The organism is Klebsiella oxytoca (assembly GCF_009707385.1).
Taxonomy (GTDB): domain Bacteria; phylum Pseudomonadota; class Gammaproteobacteria; order Enterobacterales; family Enterobacteriaceae; genus Klebsiella; species Klebsiella oxytoca_C.
Genome location: NZ_CP046115.1, coordinates 2820916 through 2840447 on the forward strand (window position 1 = coordinate 2820916; position 19532 = coordinate 2840447).

18 protein-coding genes are annotated in these 19532 nt (G+C 51.7%); 12 read left to right on the forward strand and 6 right to left on the reverse strand.

Going from position 1 to position 19532, the window contains the following annotated elements; translation table 11 throughout:
* Positions 1–4: 4 nt before the first annotated feature.
* Together GJ746_RS13085 and ecpA are read right to left on the reverse strand one after the other, a co-directional pair.
* The gene (locus GJ746_RS13085; RefSeq protein ID WP_227852649.1) at positions 5–679 is read right to left on the reverse strand and encodes a hypothetical protein; all 675 of its coding nucleotides are present in this window, start codon (positions 677–679) and stop codon (positions 5–7) included.
* A gap of 60 nt (positions 680–739) precedes the next feature.
* On the reverse strand, positions 740–1318 hold the full coding sequence (gene ecpA, locus GJ746_RS13090; protein WP_154680595.1) for a common pilus major fimbrillin subunit EcpA: 579 nt from the start codon (positions 1316–1318) through the stop codon (positions 740–742).
* 802 nt (positions 1319–2120) lie between these two features.
* Here ecpA and GJ746_RS13095 point away from each other — a divergent pair.
* The 6 genes from GJ746_RS13095 to GJ746_RS13120 all read left to right on the forward strand — a co-directional run bounded on the left by GJ746_RS13095 (position 2121) and on the right by GJ746_RS13120 (position 8175).
* Positions 2121–2912, forward strand: coding sequence for a class I fructose-bisphosphate aldolase (locus GJ746_RS13095; RefSeq protein WP_154680596.1), 792 nt, complete (start codon positions 2121–2123; stop codon positions 2910–2912).
* 14 nt (positions 2913–2926) lie between these two features.
* Entirely contained in the window at positions 2927–3478 is a 552-nt protein-coding gene (locus GJ746_RS13100; RefSeq protein WP_154680597.1) for a glycerol-3-phosphate responsive antiterminator, read from the forward strand.
* A gap of 20 nt (positions 3479–3498) precedes the next feature.
* On the forward strand, positions 3499–5037 hold the full coding sequence (locus GJ746_RS13105; protein ID WP_154680598.1) for an FGGY-family carbohydrate kinase: 1539 nt from the start codon (positions 3499–3501) through the stop codon (positions 5035–5037).
* 11 nt (positions 5038–5048) lie between these two features.
* A complete protein-coding gene (locus tag GJ746_RS13110; protein ID WP_154680599.1) occupies positions 5049–5810 on the forward strand; it encodes an SDR family NAD(P)-dependent oxidoreductase in 762 nt (253 codons plus the stop codon).
* Positions 5811–5826: 16 nt separating this feature from the next.
* The gene (locus GJ746_RS13115; protein ID WP_154680600.1) at positions 5827–6822 is read left to right on the forward strand and encodes a 2-hydroxyacid dehydrogenase; all 996 of its coding nucleotides are present in this window, start codon (positions 5827–5829) and stop codon (positions 6820–6822) included.
* Between the two features lie 90 nt (positions 6823–6912).
* Complete coding sequence (locus tag GJ746_RS13120) at positions 6913–8175, forward strand: PTS galactitol transporter subunit IIC (RefSeq protein WP_154680601.1); 1263 nt, start codon at positions 6913–6915, stop codon at positions 8173–8175.
* Between the two features lie 104 nt (positions 8176–8279).
* Here GJ746_RS13120 and ompC read toward each other — a convergent pair whose 3' ends face one another.
* Entirely contained in the window at positions 8280–9362 is a 1083-nt protein-coding gene (gene ompC, locus GJ746_RS13125; RefSeq protein WP_154680602.1) for a porin OmpC, read from the reverse strand.
* Positions 9363–9958: 596 nt separating this feature from the next.
* Between ompC and GJ746_RS13130 the strand changes: the two genes are divergently transcribed.
* A complete protein-coding gene (locus GJ746_RS13130) occupies positions 9959–10624 on the forward strand; it encodes an SAM-dependent methyltransferase (protein WP_227852811.1) in 666 nt (221 codons plus the stop codon).
* Positions 10625–10802: 178 nt separating this feature from the next.
* Here GJ746_RS13130 and GJ746_RS13135 read toward each other — a convergent pair whose 3' ends face one another.
* Positions 10803–11309 carry a hypothetical protein gene (locus GJ746_RS13135; RefSeq protein ID WP_154680604.1) on the reverse strand — a complete coding sequence of 169 codons (507 nt, stop codon included), beginning with the start codon at positions 11307–11309 and terminating at the stop codon, positions 10803–10805.
* 579 nt (positions 11310–11888) lie between these two features.
* Here GJ746_RS13135 and GJ746_RS13140 point away from each other — a divergent pair.
* Positions 11889–12173, forward strand: a complete 285-nt coding sequence (locus tag GJ746_RS13140; protein ID WP_413773401.1) for an NIPSNAP family protein — start codon at positions 11889–11891, stop codon at positions 12171–12173.
* A gap of 139 nt (positions 12174–12312) precedes the next feature.
* Here GJ746_RS13140 and GJ746_RS13145 read toward each other — a convergent pair whose 3' ends face one another.
* Positions 12313–13134 carry an XRE family transcriptional regulator gene (locus tag GJ746_RS13145; protein ID WP_154680605.1) on the reverse strand — a complete coding sequence of 274 codons (822 nt, stop codon included), beginning with the start codon at positions 13132–13134 and terminating at the stop codon, positions 12313–12315.
* A gap of 154 nt (positions 13135–13288) precedes the next feature.
* Between GJ746_RS13145 and celB the strand changes: the two genes are divergently transcribed.
* The 3 genes from celB to GJ746_RS13160 are packed head-to-tail and all read left to right on the forward strand — an operon-like array spanning position 13289 to position 17023.
* Positions 13289–14608, forward strand: a complete 1320-nt coding sequence (celB, locus tag GJ746_RS13150; protein WP_154680606.1) for a PTS cellobiose transporter subunit IIC — start codon at positions 13289–13291, stop codon at positions 14606–14608.
* Between the two features lie 4 nt (positions 14609–14612).
* Positions 14613–15566 (forward strand): N(4)-(beta-N-acetylglucosaminyl)-L-asparaginase, encoded by a 954-nt coding sequence (locus GJ746_RS13155; RefSeq protein WP_154680607.1) that lies wholly within the window; start codon positions 14613–14615, stop codon positions 15564–15566.
* Positions 15566–17023, forward strand: coding sequence for a leucyl aminopeptidase family protein (locus GJ746_RS13160; protein ID WP_154682722.1), 1458 nt, complete (start codon positions 15566–15568; stop codon positions 17021–17023). The genes GJ746_RS13155 and GJ746_RS13160 overlap by 1 nt, the downstream gene beginning before the upstream one ends.
* 175 nt (positions 17024–17198) lie before the next feature.
* Here GJ746_RS13160 and GJ746_RS13165 read toward each other — a convergent pair whose 3' ends face one another.
* Positions 17199–18398 (reverse strand): MFS transporter, encoded by a 1200-nt coding sequence (locus tag GJ746_RS13165; protein ID WP_154680608.1) that lies wholly within the window; start codon positions 18396–18398, stop codon positions 17199–17201.
* A gap of 108 nt (positions 18399–18506) precedes the next feature.
* Between GJ746_RS13165 and GJ746_RS13170 the strand changes: the two genes are divergently transcribed.
* Entirely contained in the window at positions 18507–19463 is a 957-nt protein-coding gene (locus GJ746_RS13170; protein WP_154680609.1) for an AraC family transcriptional regulator, read from the forward strand.
* Positions 19464–19532: the final 69 nt, after the last annotated feature.

Below are 19532 nucleotides of genomic sequence, written 5' to 3' on the forward strand. Positions count from 1 at the left end.
TTCTCTATTTGACGTGGATATATTTACCTTCGTGCCAGATGCCAATTCGCGTCTGTTTATTTGTAACCTGCGTCTGCTTTATTTTTGCGCTAAGCCCGGGCATCACATAATAACGTTCGCGGCAGCCCTCGCCTTTATCTTTTGCAGGGTCCTGACACGGGCCATATGAAATAACCCTGAAGGTCACGTTGCCGGTATTTGTCACCGTATCGCCGCTATGCTGGTAATTAAATTTCGCTTTGCGGGGAGCCACCACCAGAATGGTATTTATTTGCGCCGACGTGGTCGCCAGACCGTGGCGTGAATTACTGCTGACCTGATGATCGCTCACCGGCTCATCGAGCCAGGACAGGCGGTAATAGCGCTCCTTATCATCCTGCGGACCATGATAAATAAAACGAAAATGTTCTCTGGCCCCGGCAGGTAAAATCATATTGGCCGGCGTAGAGAGCAGCTCTCCGTTCTGCTCCATCGGGATAATTTTTCCGCCCGACATTGGCGTAGAGATTCGATGCGCGCTCACGCTGACGAAGCGTGCCGTATCGCTGGCGTTATCGATCTCTTTGGCCAGCATTTGATCGTTGGCAAACATTATTGAGGTGACTTCCCCGACGCCAATGCCCGCCGCGCTACCGCTGATAAACAGCGTCAGAAATAAAAAGATATGTGATTTTTTCATTATTAAAATAAAGGAGGGCTACCCCTCCTTTTTGCAGGTCAGAATTTGGCTATGGGGAAATTACAGGGTCCACTCGGCGGTGAACTGAACTTTCACGTCACCGCTCCAGTAACCGTCGGCTAAAGAAGCAAAAGTCGCCGGTGCGGTACCGTCAGAAGTTGCGGAGTCTACGCTAAACAGGAACGCGCTCTGGGTGCTGGTGCGGTTAACGTGATCATCAAAACCAGCGGCCAGGTTTTCCAGGCCAGCGCTAATATTGCTGCCGATATTAATCATGGTTACCGGCGCGGTCTTAGACAGCTTCTCACCGTTCCATGCCACACCGATTTCCAGCGTCGAACCATCCGCCGCGCGGTTCAGCGTGCTGGTAACCAGCTGGGAGGTTAAGACGAAGTCAGTCGCATTTTCCTGGCCCTGAATAGTGATATCAAACGCACCATCCTGAGTATTAAACGCTTTCAGGCCTTGAGCATATTCAAAAGACACAGAACGCAGCGGCGTAACAACCAGCAGACTGGTGGTATCTTTTGTTGCAGAGGCATCCCAGCTTGCCGTGGCTGATGCCGTAACGTCAGCGGCCATCGCGCCGGAGCAAAAAAGAATAGAAGAAGCGCATGCTGCCAAAAGAGACTTTTTCATTATATATCCTTAATAAAAATTTCCAGATGTATTGCTTTGGCGTTGCCGCCACAGAGATATTCTGCCGAAGAGCAGAATAATATTAATTACGGGTTACCAGAAAGACTTTACAGCCCTAAAAAACAGCCTGGCTAAATGTATATTCAAATATGAATACGGCGCAGTATAAGTTTACGAATATCTGCTGTCTATTACCTGTAACTTTAAGAAAAATCGCCCTCACCATCAGTGATGAAAATAGAAAAACCTGATAAAGCCCCCCCCCTTGCCATCGCCGCCATTAGGAATTTTCTCAACCAACATTTCGATTAATTCAATTTCGTGGGATAAAAGCCTGCGGCACCGGCGAGATAAAGCGTGCAGCGATGAATCAGAAGATGATTTTGGTAGAAAAAAACACAGGAAAAACCGAATGGTAAAACAGGTTAACATTTCCCATGGGAAATATTTAGCTTGAATATTTTTCTGCATGCAGGACAATCACAAATGTTCATCGATTGGTACTGAGTCCGTTCAAAATTAAAAAATTCCATTAAGATTAAACTCAGATTAAATTTGTGATGAGAATCGCAATTTATCAATAACGGCTGGACAGAAAGAACCATGGCATGCTAGTAATTTATTCAAGCAAGGGAACGGATTTAAATGAAACGAATTTAAACCCCTTTCCGACAGGCTGAAAAATTGAATTGATAATGGTTTGGATTGCTGAACGATTATCAAAAGGGTAAGTGAATCGAAGGCCCTCAGAGACGAAAGTCTCTGAGGGCCTTTTTGTTTTTTCTATCTCAGGAGTAAAAAAATGTCTAAAGAACGTCGTCTCTCACGCATTTTCGCAAAAGATGGTAAATCAGTCACTCTGGCGCTGGATGGCTACTATTTTTCAAACAAAACAAATGGTATTGATAATACGATAAACCAGCTCCCGGCGCTGGTCGAAAGTGGCCTGGACTGTGCGCTGGTGACTTATGGGATGTTGAAAAATTTCCGCGAAGTTTTCAATAGCGTTCCCGTGGTATTACGCGTCGATAGCACAGTGAGTATTTTTGATAATACCGTTCCCGATACCACCCCGGTTTTTTCCATCGAAGATGCGCTGAAAGTGGCTGCCGATGGCGTTGTGTGCATGACCTTTCCCGGCGCGTTCAACGAAGAGAAAACGCATATCATGGCCATGCAGCTGGCGCAGGCGGCCGATCGCTGGAACGTACCGCTGATCGTTGAATCCCTGCCATACGGCTATCCCGTCACCAGCGACGATTCTAATAACCCGGCTATCATCGCCGCCTCCGCCCGCATCGCCGTTGAGCTCGGCGCCGACGTCATCAAAACCCGCTTTACCGGCACCGATGATGACAGACTTATCGTCGAAGCGGCCGGCGTACCGGTACTGGCGCTGGGCGGGCCCAAAACCGGTATTGACGGCTATTTTAAATTTGTGCAGCACTGCATGCAGATGGGTGCTAAAGGCGTGGCGGTGGGCCGCAATATCACGCAGGACCCACAGCCAGCAAAAGTGGTAGCAGGTCTGAATGCCATCATCCATGAAAACGCCACCGCGGAAGATGCCTACAGCCTCTACATGGCTAAATAACAACGGATATACATATGCTCTTAAATAACACCATCATTCCTTCAGTCAGAAAATATAAACATTTTGAACAGGCGCTGGCCTGCGCATCTGAATACGTACTGTTATCCGAAGCGAATATCGGTAATTTGCAGTCGCTGATTGGCAAATGTCATCAAAGCGGCAAAAAAGTCCTTATTCATCTGGAGTTACTGGGTGGTTTTAAACCCGACCAGGCGGGGATCGGTCTGCTAAAAAATTACTACAAGGTTGATGGTGTTATTTCGTCCAATCTCTCGGCCCTACGCTCTGCCAAAAAAGAGGGATTGTTAACTATCTTTCGGGTATTGCTGATCGACTCGCGTTCGCTGGATCAGTCCATCGATATTGTTAAGCATAACCCGCCGGATGCAATTGAAATCTTACCTGCTGAATATGCCTGCCAGTGTCTGGAATTGATTAGCCGGAATTTAAAAGGCTTTGACGTGATATTCATCGCCGGAGGCTTTGTTAAGCGGAAATACCTTGTAGATAAAATATTCCATGCCGGATTTAAAGGGATCACCACCAGCGAACCCGGTTTATGGTAACTCATAAGGAGTTCACGCGAATGAAAGAACAATATGTCATGGGCATCGATAATGGCGGAACCGTAACCAAAGCGGCGATTTACGATCGTGCCGGCAGCGTAGTGGCCATCGCGTCGAAGTCAACGCAAATGCTGACGCCAAAAGAATTTCATACCGAGCGTGATATCAACGAGCTCTGGGCGGCCAACGTCGAAGTGATTAAAACGGCTATTGCGCAGTCGGGGATTGACGCCAGTCAGATCAAAGGCGTGGCGGTGACCGGCCACGGTAACGGACTGTATATGGTTGATGAAGCCGGTACCCCGGTACGCAACGGAATTATTTCTACCGATAGCCGGGCGAAAGCGTACGTTGAAAAGTGGTACAACGACCCGACCTTTAGTCGCGACATTTTACCCAAAACCATGCAGTCCATCTGGGCCGGCCAGCCCGTTGCCCTCCTCGCCTGGCTGCAAGATAACGAGCCTGAAGCGCTGGACAAAGCGCGCTACATTTTTATGGTCAAAGATCTGATTCGTTTTTATCTGACCGGCGAAGCCTTCCTTGAGCTGACCGATATCTCAGGAACCAACCTGATCAACGTGCGCGACCGCGACTATGATTCATCGCTGCTGGCCTGGTGGGGACTTGGCGATCTGCGCGACAAGCTCCCGCCGATTAAACTCTCCACCGATTGCTGCGGCTACATTACCGACGAAGTCGCGCAGCTGACCGGGTTATGTGCCGGAACGCCGGTCTCCGGCGGCGTCTTTGATATTTCGGCATCATCGGTGGCTTCGGGGATCAATACGCTAAATAAGCTGGCCATCATTACCGGCACCTGGAGTATCAACGAATACGTGACCGACCATCCGGTTATCGACCGGGATTTGTTTATGACTTCCATCTATCCCATTGAGGGTAAATGGCTAATCACCGAGGCCAGCCCCACTTCCGCCAGCAATCTGGAGTGGTTTATCAATAACTTTATGGAGGGCGATCGCGCGGCCGCCTCGGCGCAGGGAGCGTCGGTTTACGATCTGTGCAATGAGCTGGTGTCCACCACGACGCCGGCAGAAAGCCACCTGCTGTTCTTCCCGTTTGTGTTTGGCTCCAACACTATTCCCGACGCCTCTGCGGGCTTTATCGGTCTGAACAGTTTCCATAAAAAAGCGCATTTTCTGCGCGCTATCTATGAAGGCGTCGCCTTCAGCCATCTTTATCACACCGAACGCTTGCGCCATATCAACCCCGAGCTAAGCCGCACCATACGTATTGCGGGAGGGGTCACCAACTCTCCGGTCTGGCTACAGGTATTTGCCGATATTTTCCAGTCCACTCTGGAGATTGTCGACGTCAAAGAGCACGGCACGCTGGGCACCGCGATGACGGCGGCAGTAATGGCTGGCTGGTTTGATGACGTCTTCGCCGCCTCCAATGAGATGGTTCACGTATCGCGAACCGTCATACCGAACCCGGACAACAACAAGGTCTATCAGGATAAGTATCAGCTCTACAAAAACCTGTTATCGGAAATGCAGTCTCCGTGGAAAAGCTGCAGTAACTACATCACGCATTAAGTGAGGAAAGTATGGATCTGAATTTACATCACCGCACAGCTATCGTAACCGGCGGCGCAACCGGGCTGGGCAAAGAGTTTGTCCTTTCTCTGGCCAAAGAAGGAGTCAACATCTGCTTCACGTATATGCGTGATGAAGAGCATCCAGAGCGGCTAATCGACGCGGTGAAAAGTAGCGCCAACGTCGAAATAGTGGCGGTGAAAGCCGATCTTTCCGACGAGCAAAGCCGGGAGAATCTGTTCACGACCTGTATCGACCGCCTGGGGAACGCCGATATTCTGGTCAATAACGCCGGGATCTGGCTGAGCGGCTACGTCACTGAAATCACCCAGCAGGACTGGGATAAAGTGATGAACGTCAATCTGAAAGCGGTCTTCCACCTGTGCCAGCTGTTCGTTAACCACTGTCTGGCGAAAGAGCAGCCCGGCAGCATTCTGAATATAACTTCTCAGGCAGCCTTCCACGGCTCGACAACCGGTCATGCCCACTATGCGGCCAGTAAAGCGGGTCTGGTCGCCTTCTCTATCTCGCTGGCGCGTGAGGTAGCAAAACAGAAAATCAATGTTAACAACATCGCCGTCGGCATTATGGACACCGCGATGATCCGTAAAAACATTGAACAAAATCCTGACTATTACGTCAGCCGAATTCCGGTTGGCCGGGTGGCCCAGCCGCACGAAATTGCCGACATCGGAGTCTTCATGGTCTCTCCTAAAACCAGCTATATGACGGGAGCGACTCTGGATGTCACCGGCGGTATGTTGATGCGTTAATTGATGGAGAATCATTATGAAATGTCTGGCGATTGCCGATCTTTTTATCAACCCAGCGATGATGGACGCAGGTCTGAAGGCGCTGAAAGATAAAGGTATTGAAGTTGAGGTGCGCGAGTGGGCGCACGAATCGATTGAAAAGCTGCAGGAGGATAATTTACTGGTCGAGCAACAAGGTTCTGAAGCGGTGGCATTACCTGACGCCCTGCTTCAGGACGCGGAAGACGTTGAGATCCTGATTACCCAGTTTGCGCCCGTTAACGCCGCGGTATTTGAAAAACTGCCCGCTCTCAAGTACGTCGGGGTGCTGCGCGGCGGAATTGAAAACGTTAACCAGGCACAGGCAAAGGCACGCGGGGTGGAAGTCATCAATACCCCTGGACGCAACGCCCGCAGCGTGGCGGAGTTTACCGTCGGAATGATCCTCGCAGAAATGCGTAACATCGCCCGCTCGCACGATGCGCTGCGCGATAAGCTCTGGCGCAAAGACAGCCCTAACCACCAGGCCATACCCGAATTGGGCGGTAAAGTTGTAGGACTGGTTGGGCTGGGGCATATCGCCCAGCTGGTAGCAGGTTTTCTGCGCGGTTTTGGCAGCGACATTATCTTTTACGATAAATACGTCTCCGGTCATGAGTGCTATGAAAAAGTGGATTCGCTGGATGAACTGGTTCGCCGTGCGGATGTGGTCTCTCTTCATGCCCGTATGACCCCGGAAACCGAAAATCTGATCAACGCCCATCATTTCGAGCTAATGAAGGAAAGCGCCATTATTGTTAACACGGCACGCTCCGGGCTCATTAACGAAAGCGATCTGATCGCCGCGCTGCGGGCGGGGAAAATCATGGGCGCCGCCCTCGACACCTTTGATGATGAACCGCTACCGGACGACAGCCCGTTTTATTCGTTGAACAACGTCACGATTACGCCGCATATTGCCGGAAGTACTATTGACGCGTTCAGTAATTCACCAAAACTTTTTTCTGAGATCTTACTGAAGAAACTCGGTTAAATATTAAAAGAAACAGTTAAGGTTTTTTATACGGCCAATTGGGCGCGGGTTCGCTCGCGCCCAATTCAGCCGCCCGTTAAAGGAAATATTATGGATATTATCAACAGCATTATTAGTCTGGGGGCATCAGTGATGATGCCAGTAATATTCTTTATTATCGCACTTTGCTTTGGGGTAAAAATTGGCACCGCCTTTAAAGCCGGAATGCTGGTAGGAATTGGCTTTGAAGGGGTTGGCCTGGTTATTGGTCTGTTGTTAACCAATCTCGGTCCTGCTTCACAGGCAATGGTCGAGCGTATTGGCCTGCATCTGACGGTTGTGGATACAGGCTGGCCAACGGCCTCCACGATAGGCTGGGGCTCGCCGTTGATGCTGCCGGTAGTGGTAGGTTTTATCGTTATCAATATCGCCATGCTGCTGTTCAAATTAACCAAAACGGTGAATATTGATATATTTAACTACTGGATATTTCTGATTATGGGTTCGGTGGTGTATGCCGGAACCGGTAATTACTGGCTCTCCGTCGGCATTACCTTCGGTATATTCATTTTAACCCTGCTGGCGGCAGATTTAACCGCACCGTATTTGCAAAAAAACTATAATCTCAAGGGAATTTCATTTCCCCATCTTACCTGTATAACCTACGTACCGTTTGGCATTGCCTGTAACTATATTATTGATAAGATTCCGCTGATCAATAAAATTAATTTCGACCCGGAGAGTATTAATAAAAAATTCGGCGTTTTTGGCGAACCGCTGACTCTGGGCTTCGTACTGGGGCTGCTGCTGGCTTTCCTGGCCGGGTACGATGTTTCGGCTGCGGTATCGCTGGCAATTAAGGTTTCCGCCGCCATGCTGCTGCTGCCGAAAATGATCGAAATTTTAGTCCAGGGCTTACTGATTGTTCGTGATGCTGCCGAAGCGAAGCTGAAGGAAAAATTCCCCAATCGCGATTTCTATATCGGGATGGATACCGCGCTGCTTATTGGCGAACCTTCGGTACTGGCGACCGGACTGCTGCTGATCCCCATGGCGGTAGTGCTGGCGATCGTTCTGCCCGGCAACCGCGTGCTGCCGTTTGTCGATCTGGCTTCGCTAATGTTTCTGTTAGCGATGGTCACGCCGTTCTGTAAACGCAATATGTTCCGCATGTTTGTTACCGGCACGCTGGTGGTCACCTGCATTTTGTATGTCGGGACGGATATCTCGCAAGAGTACACTCAGGCGGCAGTTAACTCTAATATCCCGGTACCGGAAGGGATGTCGGAAATCACCAATATCGTCGGCGGAGCGACCACTCCGGTTGGCTGGCTGGCGGTGAAATTCGGCGAGTTTTTTAGTACGGCGCCTTAATTCCCCGGTGCGGGTAGAAGTATCGGGCTTTTTGCCCTGCCCCAGAAATAAAAATGCCTGCCAGGAGGGTTATCTGGCAGGCATCGTACTATGAAACGCGTTACTTAGAACTGATAGGTCATGCCCACGGCAACGATGTTGTCGGTGCTGATACCAACAGCTTTGGTGAACGTATTGTCATCCAGCATGTTGATTTTATAGTCTACGTAGGTAGACATGTTTTTATTGAAGTAGTAAGTCGCGCCTACATCAACGTATTCAACCAGATCCTGGTCGCCGTAGCGGCCCAGATCTTTGCCTTTTGATTTCAGGTAGGCGATGGACGGACGCAGGCCGAAATCGAACTGATACTGGGCAACCACTTCAAAGTTTTGCGTAGTATTGGCGGTATTGTCTTTGCCGAACTTGGTCATATTGTGGGTTTCAGCATAGGTGGTCGCCAGGTAGATGTTGTTGGCGTCGTACTTCAGGCCGGCTGCCCACAGTTCTGCTTTTTCGCCACGAGCCTGGAGATCCGGATTAGCACGACCAGCATTAACCTGAGTATTCGTACGATCGGAAGCCGCATAGGCCGCGCCTACGCTGAATCCTTCGTACTCATAGGAAGAGGACATGCCCCAGCCATCGCCGTGCTGTTTAGCCAGGTCGCGCTTGCCTTCTTCCTTACCCTGGTACTGTACGGCAAAGTTCAGACCGTCAACCAGGCCGAAGAAGCCATTGTTACGGTAGGTAGCCACGCCGGTGGTACGAGCGGTTGCGAAGACGTCAGTCTGCGTCCAGGTGTCACCACCGAACTCAGGCAGCATATCGGTCCAGCCGCCGATGTCATAAGCAACGCCATAGTTACGACCATAGTCCAGAGAACCATACTCGCCAAACTTCAGGCCGGCGAACGCGAGACGCGTTTTGTCTCCGGAATTGTCGCCTTCAACGTTATTGGCGCTGAAGTTATATTCCCACTGGCCGTAACCGGTCAGCTGATCGGTGATTTGTGTTTCACCTTTAAAGCCCAGACGTGCATAGGTCTGGTCGCCATCTTCGCCATCATCGTTGGAGAAATAATGCAGGCCGGTCACTTTCCCATAGAGGTCGAGTTTGTTTCCGTCCTTGTTATACACCTCAGCTGCCTGCACGGTTCCTGCAGCAAGAAGTGTAGAGACGGCCACTGTTAGTAATTTTAATTTCATATTATTTCGTCCCTAACTATTAATAGAATATCAAATCTCAGATACCTTCTGAGCGAGCCTATTATGCGATAATTCGCAAAGAGACTTGTAATTAAAAGTTCCGGATTTTTATACCAAATACTATAAATGTGATATCACACGCAGTTGTTAATTGACCTGGATCAATAAAAACCAACCAACACCGCCAATTATTCTGAAGCGATCTCACCGCAAGCAACAAAACCAGAATATTCAACCAAAATAAATAAATTCTTATAAGTAAATTCTAATGATAAGAGAAATTAAACATTTCAATATGTTAAAAGTTAATAAAATCAATGCATTAAAATTAAAATTCTCAATGGAAAATTCTTATACATAAACGAATCAATTCGCCAGATCCCGGTTCCATAGGTATATTCAGAGCTTTCTTCTTACGCCATTTTTGTTATTGAAGTTTTTTTACAAAACTCAAGCAAAGTATACCTCTGGCGTTTAGATTTTGTTTAGCTTTTCTGTGGAAGGGATTACAACCACAGTATTTTCAAGGGATAGCTTTAGTAATGAATAAATTTAGCCCAGAAAATTGCCCGAAGGATTATGTCTATCAGAATATGATGGGGCCGAATGTGTTAAGGCTGACAGAAGAACTTAGTCGTTCCCTGGAGCTTTGGCCGGGCATGCGAATTCTCGATCTGGGCTGCGGAACGGGGCTGTCTTCGATGTATCTGGCTAGCGAGTTTGCTGTGGAAGTGGTTGCCGCTGACCTGTGGATCCAGGCTGATGATAATGCCCTCCGTTTTGCGGCAGCGGGCATGGATAACAAGCTCACGCCGATTAATCTTGATATCAGCACCTCACCTGGACTGGGTTTCTTCGCCCGTGACGCCTTCGACGCGATAGTCAGCGTCAATGCGTGGCACTATTTTGGTAGCGATATACATTTCTTTGATCGGTGCATCGCCCCGTATATAAAAAACGGCGGTACCGTTGCTATCGTCGTTCCTGGCCTGCGCAACAGCGACGCGGAAACGCCTCCTGAAATTCGTTCGCTGATTGAGGGTGGTATGAACCTTTTCACTACCGACCATTGGCGCTCAATCTGGTCCAGAAGCCAGCATCTTGAGGTGAGTCAGTGCCGCCATATGACTTCAGGTCGTCAGTCATGGCTTGAGTGGCAAGAGTGTGAAAATGAATTTGCCGTTGCCGATACCGTCTTCAGGGACGAAGAGATAGCTAAGCACCTGCGTTTTATTCAGACGATCGGCCAGATTATTAAATAAAGAACACGATGTGAGCGGGAACTCGCCATCAGCAATGGCGAGCCAGAATAATTATCTTTGCAGTAGTGTAATTAATTAGCAGAACTATAAATACGGCTGATATCACCTATGAAACCACGTTTAAAACGGCGAAAGAGAATAGCGCTATATAGCGACGAAACCAGGATCCTTACGATAGCTAATCCGGTGTGAATCTATCGATCATTGAAGAAGCGTGTAAATAATTAGAGAGCGCCAGCAGCGCATGAAATGAGTTAAATCCAAATTTATCAATTAGTTTTCTTTTATAACTGCTATAAGCTTTCGGTGAGAGACCCAATAGTTCCGGATAATCTTTTGCCAGCACGTTAAACTTCATAACGAAAATATACTGAAACTCCCTCTCAGTCAGAGAGATATCTTCACCTACGGGAATGCCATCCGTCACTCTTGCGATTATGTTAGCAATATGCGCGGTACGTCTTTTATTTATCAAACAAATGATATTTCTTTCCACTTTGAAACAGACAAAATTCTTTTTCATTTCAAAGCTATTAATCAAGAAATGAAACTGTGCGTCGCTGCTTGAGGTGTAGTTTGTTAAACGTAAATCGACCAGATTGGCTTGCCTCGCCGTTTTTATGTCATTTATTTTCACACGCATTGCTTTTTTAAAAAAATGATTATGGCTGAAAATAGTCAACATTCCTTTCCCTCACGAAAGTTCGATAATCCTTTATAGAAATGCGTATAATACGCTCCATGGGGATATACCCATGAGTGAAGTCCGGAAATTATAAGTTTGTTTAATAATTATTGTCCAGACGATCGATTTTCAGAAAAATCCCGCGATAAATTCACGTTGAAACTTTGCGCAACCTTACGTACAGCGACCTTGCCATCCATTACTTTAGGATTTTTCTTAATTTAAAAGAGAAAAAAAGAAGTTTTCAGCACAAACCTCCACAAAATAAATAATATTCAATTAATAAAACCATAAAAATGGTTTTATTAAAATATCATACCAACAATAGAATTGTTGCTCGCAAAACAGGTTAACATGATATCAATCTTCTAAATGTTTGTTTGCCATTCGTTTAAGCGGCATCACGTGGAAATGGCAGTCACGGCCGGAGGCGGAAAGTTTCACCCTGGCTTGTGACAAGCAGAATAATAATAAACAGTCCCCATATTGGCTCGAAATGATGACATTCTGCTACGCCTGTGGGCTCGCAGCGTGATTCTTTGCGACAGCACTCAGTTAATTTGAAAAGGAAACTTCTGCATGAAAACGGTTGAGTTTTTGCTCTATACCCTGAAACCGGGTACCGGCAGCGATTTTCACAGGATAATGGAAGAACAAAGCGTCCCCTGCCACCGTGACGCCGGTATGGATATCGTCTCTTTCGGCAACTCCATTGATGACAACGATGCTTATTATCTGATCCGAGCCTATGACGATCTGGCGCATTTAAAAACTTCGCAGGAGCATTTCTACAGCAGCTCCGCGTGGCGTGAAGGCCCGCGTCAGGCCATTATCGATAAAATCAGCGTTAGCGTAAAACGGTAATGGTTCTCAGCGAAAGCGCTATTGATAGTCTGCGCTCCGGCTGACCCGGTCGGCTCACCCTGCGCTTAGCTGGGATCGGCCTGCGGGGCAAGCCTTCACCCAACAAAATGGCAGCGCCATAGTTGAAACCATCTTGTATTTAGCCTTGATTCAACGACTGCAGGAAACCCTGCGGTGTGCTGTCGCCAAGCTTTTTTTGCCTCCGTCCCTGGTTCCACAACGAGCATAGCCTCTGCAGCGTCGCGTCCGGTTCATCCAGCGCCGGGATGATATCAGCCAGGCGTTCACTGAGCTGCACCGCCCCGCTCTCCTCTGTCGCCACCGTTCTGCATACCAAACCCGCGCGTGCGGGTTGAAAGCCTTGATGAGCATAAGTCTCAAGACATTGTATCCGAGCAGGACAGGCATCAAGCACCTGTCCCAGCCAGCTGTCAATCAGCGCGGGAGAGATTCCGGAATAGATGCGCCCATAGCACCAGCCGCTGACTGGCTCCTGGGCCCAGAGCAGATGATGCTCGCCGCCGTCGTCCATCGACAGCGCCAGCTGGCGGTAATGCAGCGTTAGCGTATCCGCGCGCATTCCGGCCTTTAACGCTTTCTTTCCCTGCGGCGCGGCGTTTTTCCGCCCTGCATGCGCCGGACGCAGATAGCGGTTCAGCGTAGCCCGGGAAATGACGATGCCTAAACCTTCATTAACCATAAACAGCAGTTCGTCCAGCGGAGCGCGCAGTATATCGCGCAGGGCATTAATCAGTATCTCCTGATTTTGTCTCAACACTTTGTGTATCAAATGCGGCGTGGTGTGGTTGTCTGAAATCTGGCTACGATTGCGCCAGCGGCGAACCGTAGTAATAGAAATCCCCAGTTCCTGCGCCAGTTCACGGTCACTTTTCGTCGATTCCTGGAGATATTTTCGCGTTCTTGGGGTCGTGGTTGCGTTAGCGTGCAGCTTAATTTCCATACATTCCTCTCCAGGAAATATAACCAATCATATGAGATATATATAATTACAGAGAATACAATGTGAACCGCTTCACCTTTCAATCCACCGCTTTCTCTCATAATCCGCCATAGATAACACACACAGCCACTGTCGATCTTGTACGGAGTTCACAATGAACAATGTTCTGGGATTTCTTGAAGCCAAACTGATGCCGCTGGCGGCGAAAACCGCCCAGCAGCGTCACCTCGGCGCGATTCGCGGCGCCTACGTTTCATTCATGCCTTTTATTATTGTCGGTTCAATACTGCTGGTGATTTCGTCATTCCCTAATCAGGGCTACCAGCAATTTATGGCCAGCACCTTTGGCGCCAGCTGGAGCGCGATCGTCGAAATCCCGTTTAACGCGGTATTTTCGACAATGTCGCTATTTATCAGCTTCCTGGTCGCCTATCGTCTGGCGGAGCACTACGGTGAGGACCGCATCTCATGCGGAATTCTCTCGCTGGTGGGATTTCTTATCCTCACCCCTTTTATCAAGGTCGCAGAGAACGGCGGCATCACGGTGATCCCGGTGGAATGGATCGGCACTAAAGGGTTATTCGTCGCCATGATTGGTTCACTGCTGTGGACCGAGCTCTTCTGCTGGTTAAAACGTAAAAAACTGGTTATCAAGATGCCGGACGGCGTTCCACCTGCGGTTCAGGAGTCCTTCGCCGCGCTGATTCCGGCGCTGATGGTTATGATTCTGATACTGGCAATTCGCATCGGTTTCGAGCATACCCACTACGCCACCATTCACCAGTTTATTTATGAGGTTGTCGCCTCGCCGGTACGCCATTACGGTACCTCCTATTTCGGCGCGCTGATGACCGTTTTCAGCATTACCATTCTGTGGTCGGTCGGCATCAACTCGGGTTCAATGATCAACGGTATTATTCGTCCGCTGTGGATGGAAAACCAGACCGATAATATCGCCGCCATCCAGGCTGGCGTCACCCCTCCGCACATCATTACCGAGCAGTTCTTCGATATGATCTGGATGGGCGGCGCGGGTGCGACGCTGTCGCTGGTGATCGCCATGTTGATTTTCGCCCGCAGTAAGAACATGCGCGAAGTGGCTCGCCTTGGTGCAGGTGCCTCAATCTTTAATATCAACGAACCGATTCTGTTCGGCCTGCCGGTGATCATGAATCCAGTCATGCTGATCCCGTTTAATCTCGTGCCGCTGGTACTGGTCACGGTCCAGTACGCGGCGATGAAGATCGGCGCGGTGGCCGTCACCACCGGGGTATTTATTCCCTGGACGCTGCCGCCGGTGATCAGCGGATTTATTGTCACCGGTCATCTTAGCGGTAGCGTGATGCAGATCCTCAATTTACTGATTGGCGCCATGCTGTATCTGCCCTTCATGCGCATCGTCGATAAGCAGTATCGCGCGGCGGAAATCACCGCCCGGGCCGAAACGGACAACACGCTTGCTAAACAGGAGTAAACCAATGTGGGGAATGATTGCCACCTGGCGAATGGCGCTGGAAGGCGTGACGGAAGCGGCAACGGCGCTGGCAGCCGGTGCTGACACCACTACCGCCGTGGTTAATGCGGTGGCGGCGGTAGAAGATTTTCCGCTGTACAAATCGGTAGGCTACGGCGGCCTGCCAACGGAAAACGGTGAAGTCGAACTGGATGCCGCCTATATGAATGGTGATACTCTGGCCTTCGGGGCAGTCGGCAACCTGGTGGATATTGCCAACCCGGTGAGAGTAGCCCACGCCCTGAGCCGCCAGCGCTATAACAGCCTGCTGGTCGGTCAGGGAGCCAGAGAGTGGGCCATCAGTCAGGGTTTCGCCACCAAACCGATGCTCACCGAGCGCGCTATGCAGCACTACCGGAAGCGCTGTCGCGAAACGCTGGATAAAGGCCTCAGCCCCTATGATGGCCACGACACCGTCGGAATCATCGGTCTCGACAAGCAGGGGTCGATGAGCGTCGCCACCTCTACCAGCGGCCTGTTTATGAAAAAGCGCGGGCGGCTCGGCGATTCGCCGATTATCGGCTCCGGCTTCTACTGCGATAGCGAAACCGGCGCCGCTACGGCGACCGGCGTCGGCGAAGATCTGATGAAAGGCTGCACCAGCTATGAAATTGTCCGGCGAATGGCTCAAGGGATGAGCCCGCAGCAGGCGGCGGACTCGGTGGTTTACGAACTGGAGGACAAACTCATGTCGCGCTTTGGTCGCGCGGGCGATCTTTCGGTGGTATGCATGAACCGCCACGGCGAATTCGGCGCCGCCACCAATATCAAAACCTTCTCCTTTGTCGTCGCCAGCGCAGCGCAGCCGCTCACCGTATTTTGCGCCGAGCGCGTACAGGAAAAAACCCACTACCGTCCGGTGGATGACGAATGGATGCAGGCCTACGCCGCGCGCATTCGCGCCCCCATCGAGGAGTAATTATGCTTTATCGCTTAATTAATCAGCTGGACAGCGCCTGCAAAGGCGCACATCTGGTGACCTGGCCCGACAGCACTCTGTTATCTGAGTCGCCTCTTAGCGCCAGCCCCCTGCTGGCGGAAATGAAAGCACAGGCCATCGGTGGTGAAATCGCGGATACCCGTTTCGGCTGCTCGCCTTTCGCCCGTATAACCATTGTTCCGCAGGCGCTATGGCAGGATACGCTTAACGACGGCCTGACCGCCGCGCTGAGGCCGCTGTGCAAAAAGCCGGTAAGCGACTCCATTATCCTCGATTGCTCACAGAAAGAGGCCAGTGGCGCATTGACGAAAACGCTGCGCTATTTGTTCAATCTCGACTGGCAGCTGGATGATTTAGGCCTGCACCAGGACAAAACCGTCAGAACTCGCCTGCGCCAGCTGACGCTTTACGTTTTGCCTGGGCAGACAATGGAGCTGGAGGCCCTCGCTCACCAGCAGCAGGCTATCGCGCACGGCATGATGGCCGCACGACGACTGGCTGACCTGCCTTCCGAGCAGTGTACGCCACAGTATGTGGTGGAAGAGGCCCAGCGTCTGTGCGCTAATATCCCTGCTCTGCGCTGCGAAGCGCTTGATGAAAAGGCGATCGTTGAACAAGGACTCGGGCTGCTGCATGCGGTAGGTAAAGGATCTGAGCGCCCGCCGCGCCTGCTGGCGATTCATTATGATGGCGTCAGCGATGGTCCGGTTCGCTGCTACGTAGGGAAAGGCGTGACCTTTGATACCGGCGGGCTATGGCTGAAGGAAGGCGCCGGAATGTACACCATGAAGTACGATATGTGCGGCGCGGCCAACGTCCTCGGCCTGATGCTGTGCATTGCCAGGCTTGCGTTACCGGTTCGGGCCATGGGCGTACTGGCGCTGGCGGAAAACGCAATTGGTCCAAACGCCATGCAGCCGGGCAGCGTCGCCCGGGCCTGCAATGGCTTAACGGTAGAAATCAACAATACCGACGCCGAAGGCCGGCTGGTACTTTCCGACGCCATCGCCTGGGCCAGCCAGCGTCATCCGCGGGCGCGCTATATTATTGATATGGCAACGCTCACCGGCGCGGTGGTGAAGGCGCTGGGCTACGAATTGAGCGGTCTGATGACGCAAAACGAACCGCTGCGGGCGGCGCTCACGCAGGCAGGACTTAAGAGCGGTGATGAAGTCTGGTCCCTGCCGTTGGATAATCGGCTGAAGAAACAGACCGAAAGCGCTATTGCCGATCTATGCAACACGCCGGGCAACAATGCGGCGATCAGCGCTTCCGCAGCCTGGCTTTTGCAGTACTTCTGTCCGCCGGAAATCCCCTGGGCCCATCTCGACGTCAGCGGTACGGCGCTGTGGCGCGAAGGGGGTAAAAGCGTATCCTCCGGCAGGCCGATCCCACTGCTGATTCAGCATCTGCTTGACGATATCGGGGAGAGTTAACCCCACCCCGGCGGCGGTGCTGACGCACAATCCCGGGTTGCGGCGTAAACGCCTTACCCGGGGCTCATCAGTGGCCGCTTTCCCGGAGGCGATGCTGCGCATCTGTCCGGGCTACCGCTCGCAGAAGGCGATGGACCTGTAGCCCGGCTAAGCGCAGCGCGAGCCGGGAGTTTTCCTACTCTTCGCTCGCCACCGGTTTCACTCTCACCGCAAACAGCACAATCACCATCGCGCTAACCAGCAGCATCCCGCTGCCGACAAAGACGCCGCTGGCACCGTTAAGATCGAATACCGCCCCGCCGCCCGCTGCACCGGCGCTAATCGCCAGCTGAATAGATGCCACCAGTAGACCACCCGCGCTTTCCGCTTCATCCGGCACCGTGGTGGCAAGCCAGGTCGACCAGCCCACCGGCACCAGGCCAAAGGCAAAACCCCACATCGCTACCAGCAAGCCATCCAGCAGCGCAAAGTGGCCAAACGCCACCATCATCAGCGCCAGCACGCTCATCGCCAGCGGTACCAGCGCCAGCGTCAGGCGCAGGCTTCTGGAAAGAAAATGTCCGGCAATCGAGGTACCAATAAAGTTTGCAATACCAAAGCCCAACAGAATCAGGGAGACGCCCTCAACGCTGGCCTGGGCCACGGTCTCCAGAAACGGTCGCAAATAGGTGAAGAAGGCGAAATGGCCGCTGAATATCAGGATAGTCGCCAGCAGTCCGCCAATCATGCCAGGTCGGCGCAGCACCTTAAACAGCGTCGCGAAGCTGCCCGCGCTCTCCGGGCGCATAGAAGGCAATACCCACAGCTGCCAGAACAGTGCCACCACGCTCGGTAGCGCACAGATCAAAAATACGTTACGCCAGCCTATCAGCGCGCCGAAATAGCTACCCAGCGGCGCGGCAACGACGGTAGCGATTGATACGGCAGAAAAAATAATTGCCAGCGCCCTGGGAACCATGGCCGGCGGCACCAGACGCATGGCGGTCGCCGTCGACATCGCCCAGAAGCCGCCGATGGCTATTCCCAGCAGCAGACGCCCAAGCAATAAAAACTCAAGCGATCCGGCAAAAGCCACCATGATGCTGGAGATGATTTGTAAAACGGAGAAGAACATCAGCACCCATCGGCGGTCGATATTTCTCGTCGCGGTGGTGATTAACAGCCCGGTAAAGAGCGCCACCAGCGCCGTCGCGGTCACCGCCTGCCCTGCCATGCCTTCGCTCACGCCGAGGCTTGCCGCCATTGGCGTTAATAAACTGGCAGGCAGAAACTCGGCAACAATCAGGCCAAACACCCCCAGCGCCAGCGCATAGACGGCGCGCCATGCGGGTCTGGCGTTTGCCAGACTCTCTTCAGCTGCAATGCAGGAACTCATAAACATCTCTCCAGATTAATTAACATTTCGTTAAGATTAGGAGCTTCTGCTCGGACGATCTATGATGCATACTCCGTGATTATTGATAATTCGTCCGGGAATGATGTGATGACCCAGCAAACTCTCGATCTCACCAGCGAACTGCTGCGCGGGATGCGCCTTTCCGGCGTCAACTACCGACGCATCGAAACCTCTCGCCCGTTTGGGGTCGAATTTGGCTTTGTGCCGGGTAAAGCGCAGTTTCACTTTATTAGCCGGGGACCGGTACTGCTGCGCATGGTCAGCGGTCAGCGTTTACTGCTGCAAAGCGGAGATGCGCTGTTTATTCCCAACGGCGATGGTCACGTGCTGCTCTCGGATGATCAGGCATCGGTGGTCAACGTTTCCCGGCTTCCCAGCGAACCGGTCTGCGACTCGGTCAGCTGCGTCAAAAACGCCTGCGACGATGCGCAAAGCGACAGCGCTATTATCTTCAGCGCCTGCATGGACTTTGAGCTGGGCGGCATGCAACCGTTGGTCAAAGCAATGCCGGAAGTGATGCTGGTGAGCAGCCTGCTGACCAGCCGCCCGGAGATCCAGCCGATGCTGGCGGCCATGGAGCGCGAAAGTCTTACCCGACAGGCGGGCTACGCCGGTATTCTGGCGCGGCTTGCCGATGTCGTCGCCGCGCTGATCGTCCGCGGCTGGGTGGAGTGCGGCTGCGGTAACGCCACCGGCTGGGTTCAGGTACTGCGCGATCCTAAACTGGCTAAGGCCATCTACGTCATGCATCAGCGGCCCGGCATTAACTGGAAAGTTGAAGATCTGGCTCGCGAGGCGGGAACCTCCCGTTCGGTATTTGCCGAACGCTTTCTCTCCGCCACCGGCACCACGCCTGCCCGTTACCTGACCGAGCTGCGCATGCGCCTGGCGATACAGTACATTTCCCATGAGGGGCAAGCGCTGGAGACCGTGGCCTTCAGGCTCGGCTACAGCTCGCATGCTGCCTTTAGCCGCGCCTTCAAACGTATCACCGGCAAAGCGCCGGGTGCGCTGCGCGAGCTGGCGCGGGAAGAAGCGCAATAGTTTTGCCAGCCTGAATATTATTCAATTTTTATGAATAAGATGCGCAAATTGTTTCGATTTTAATCATCC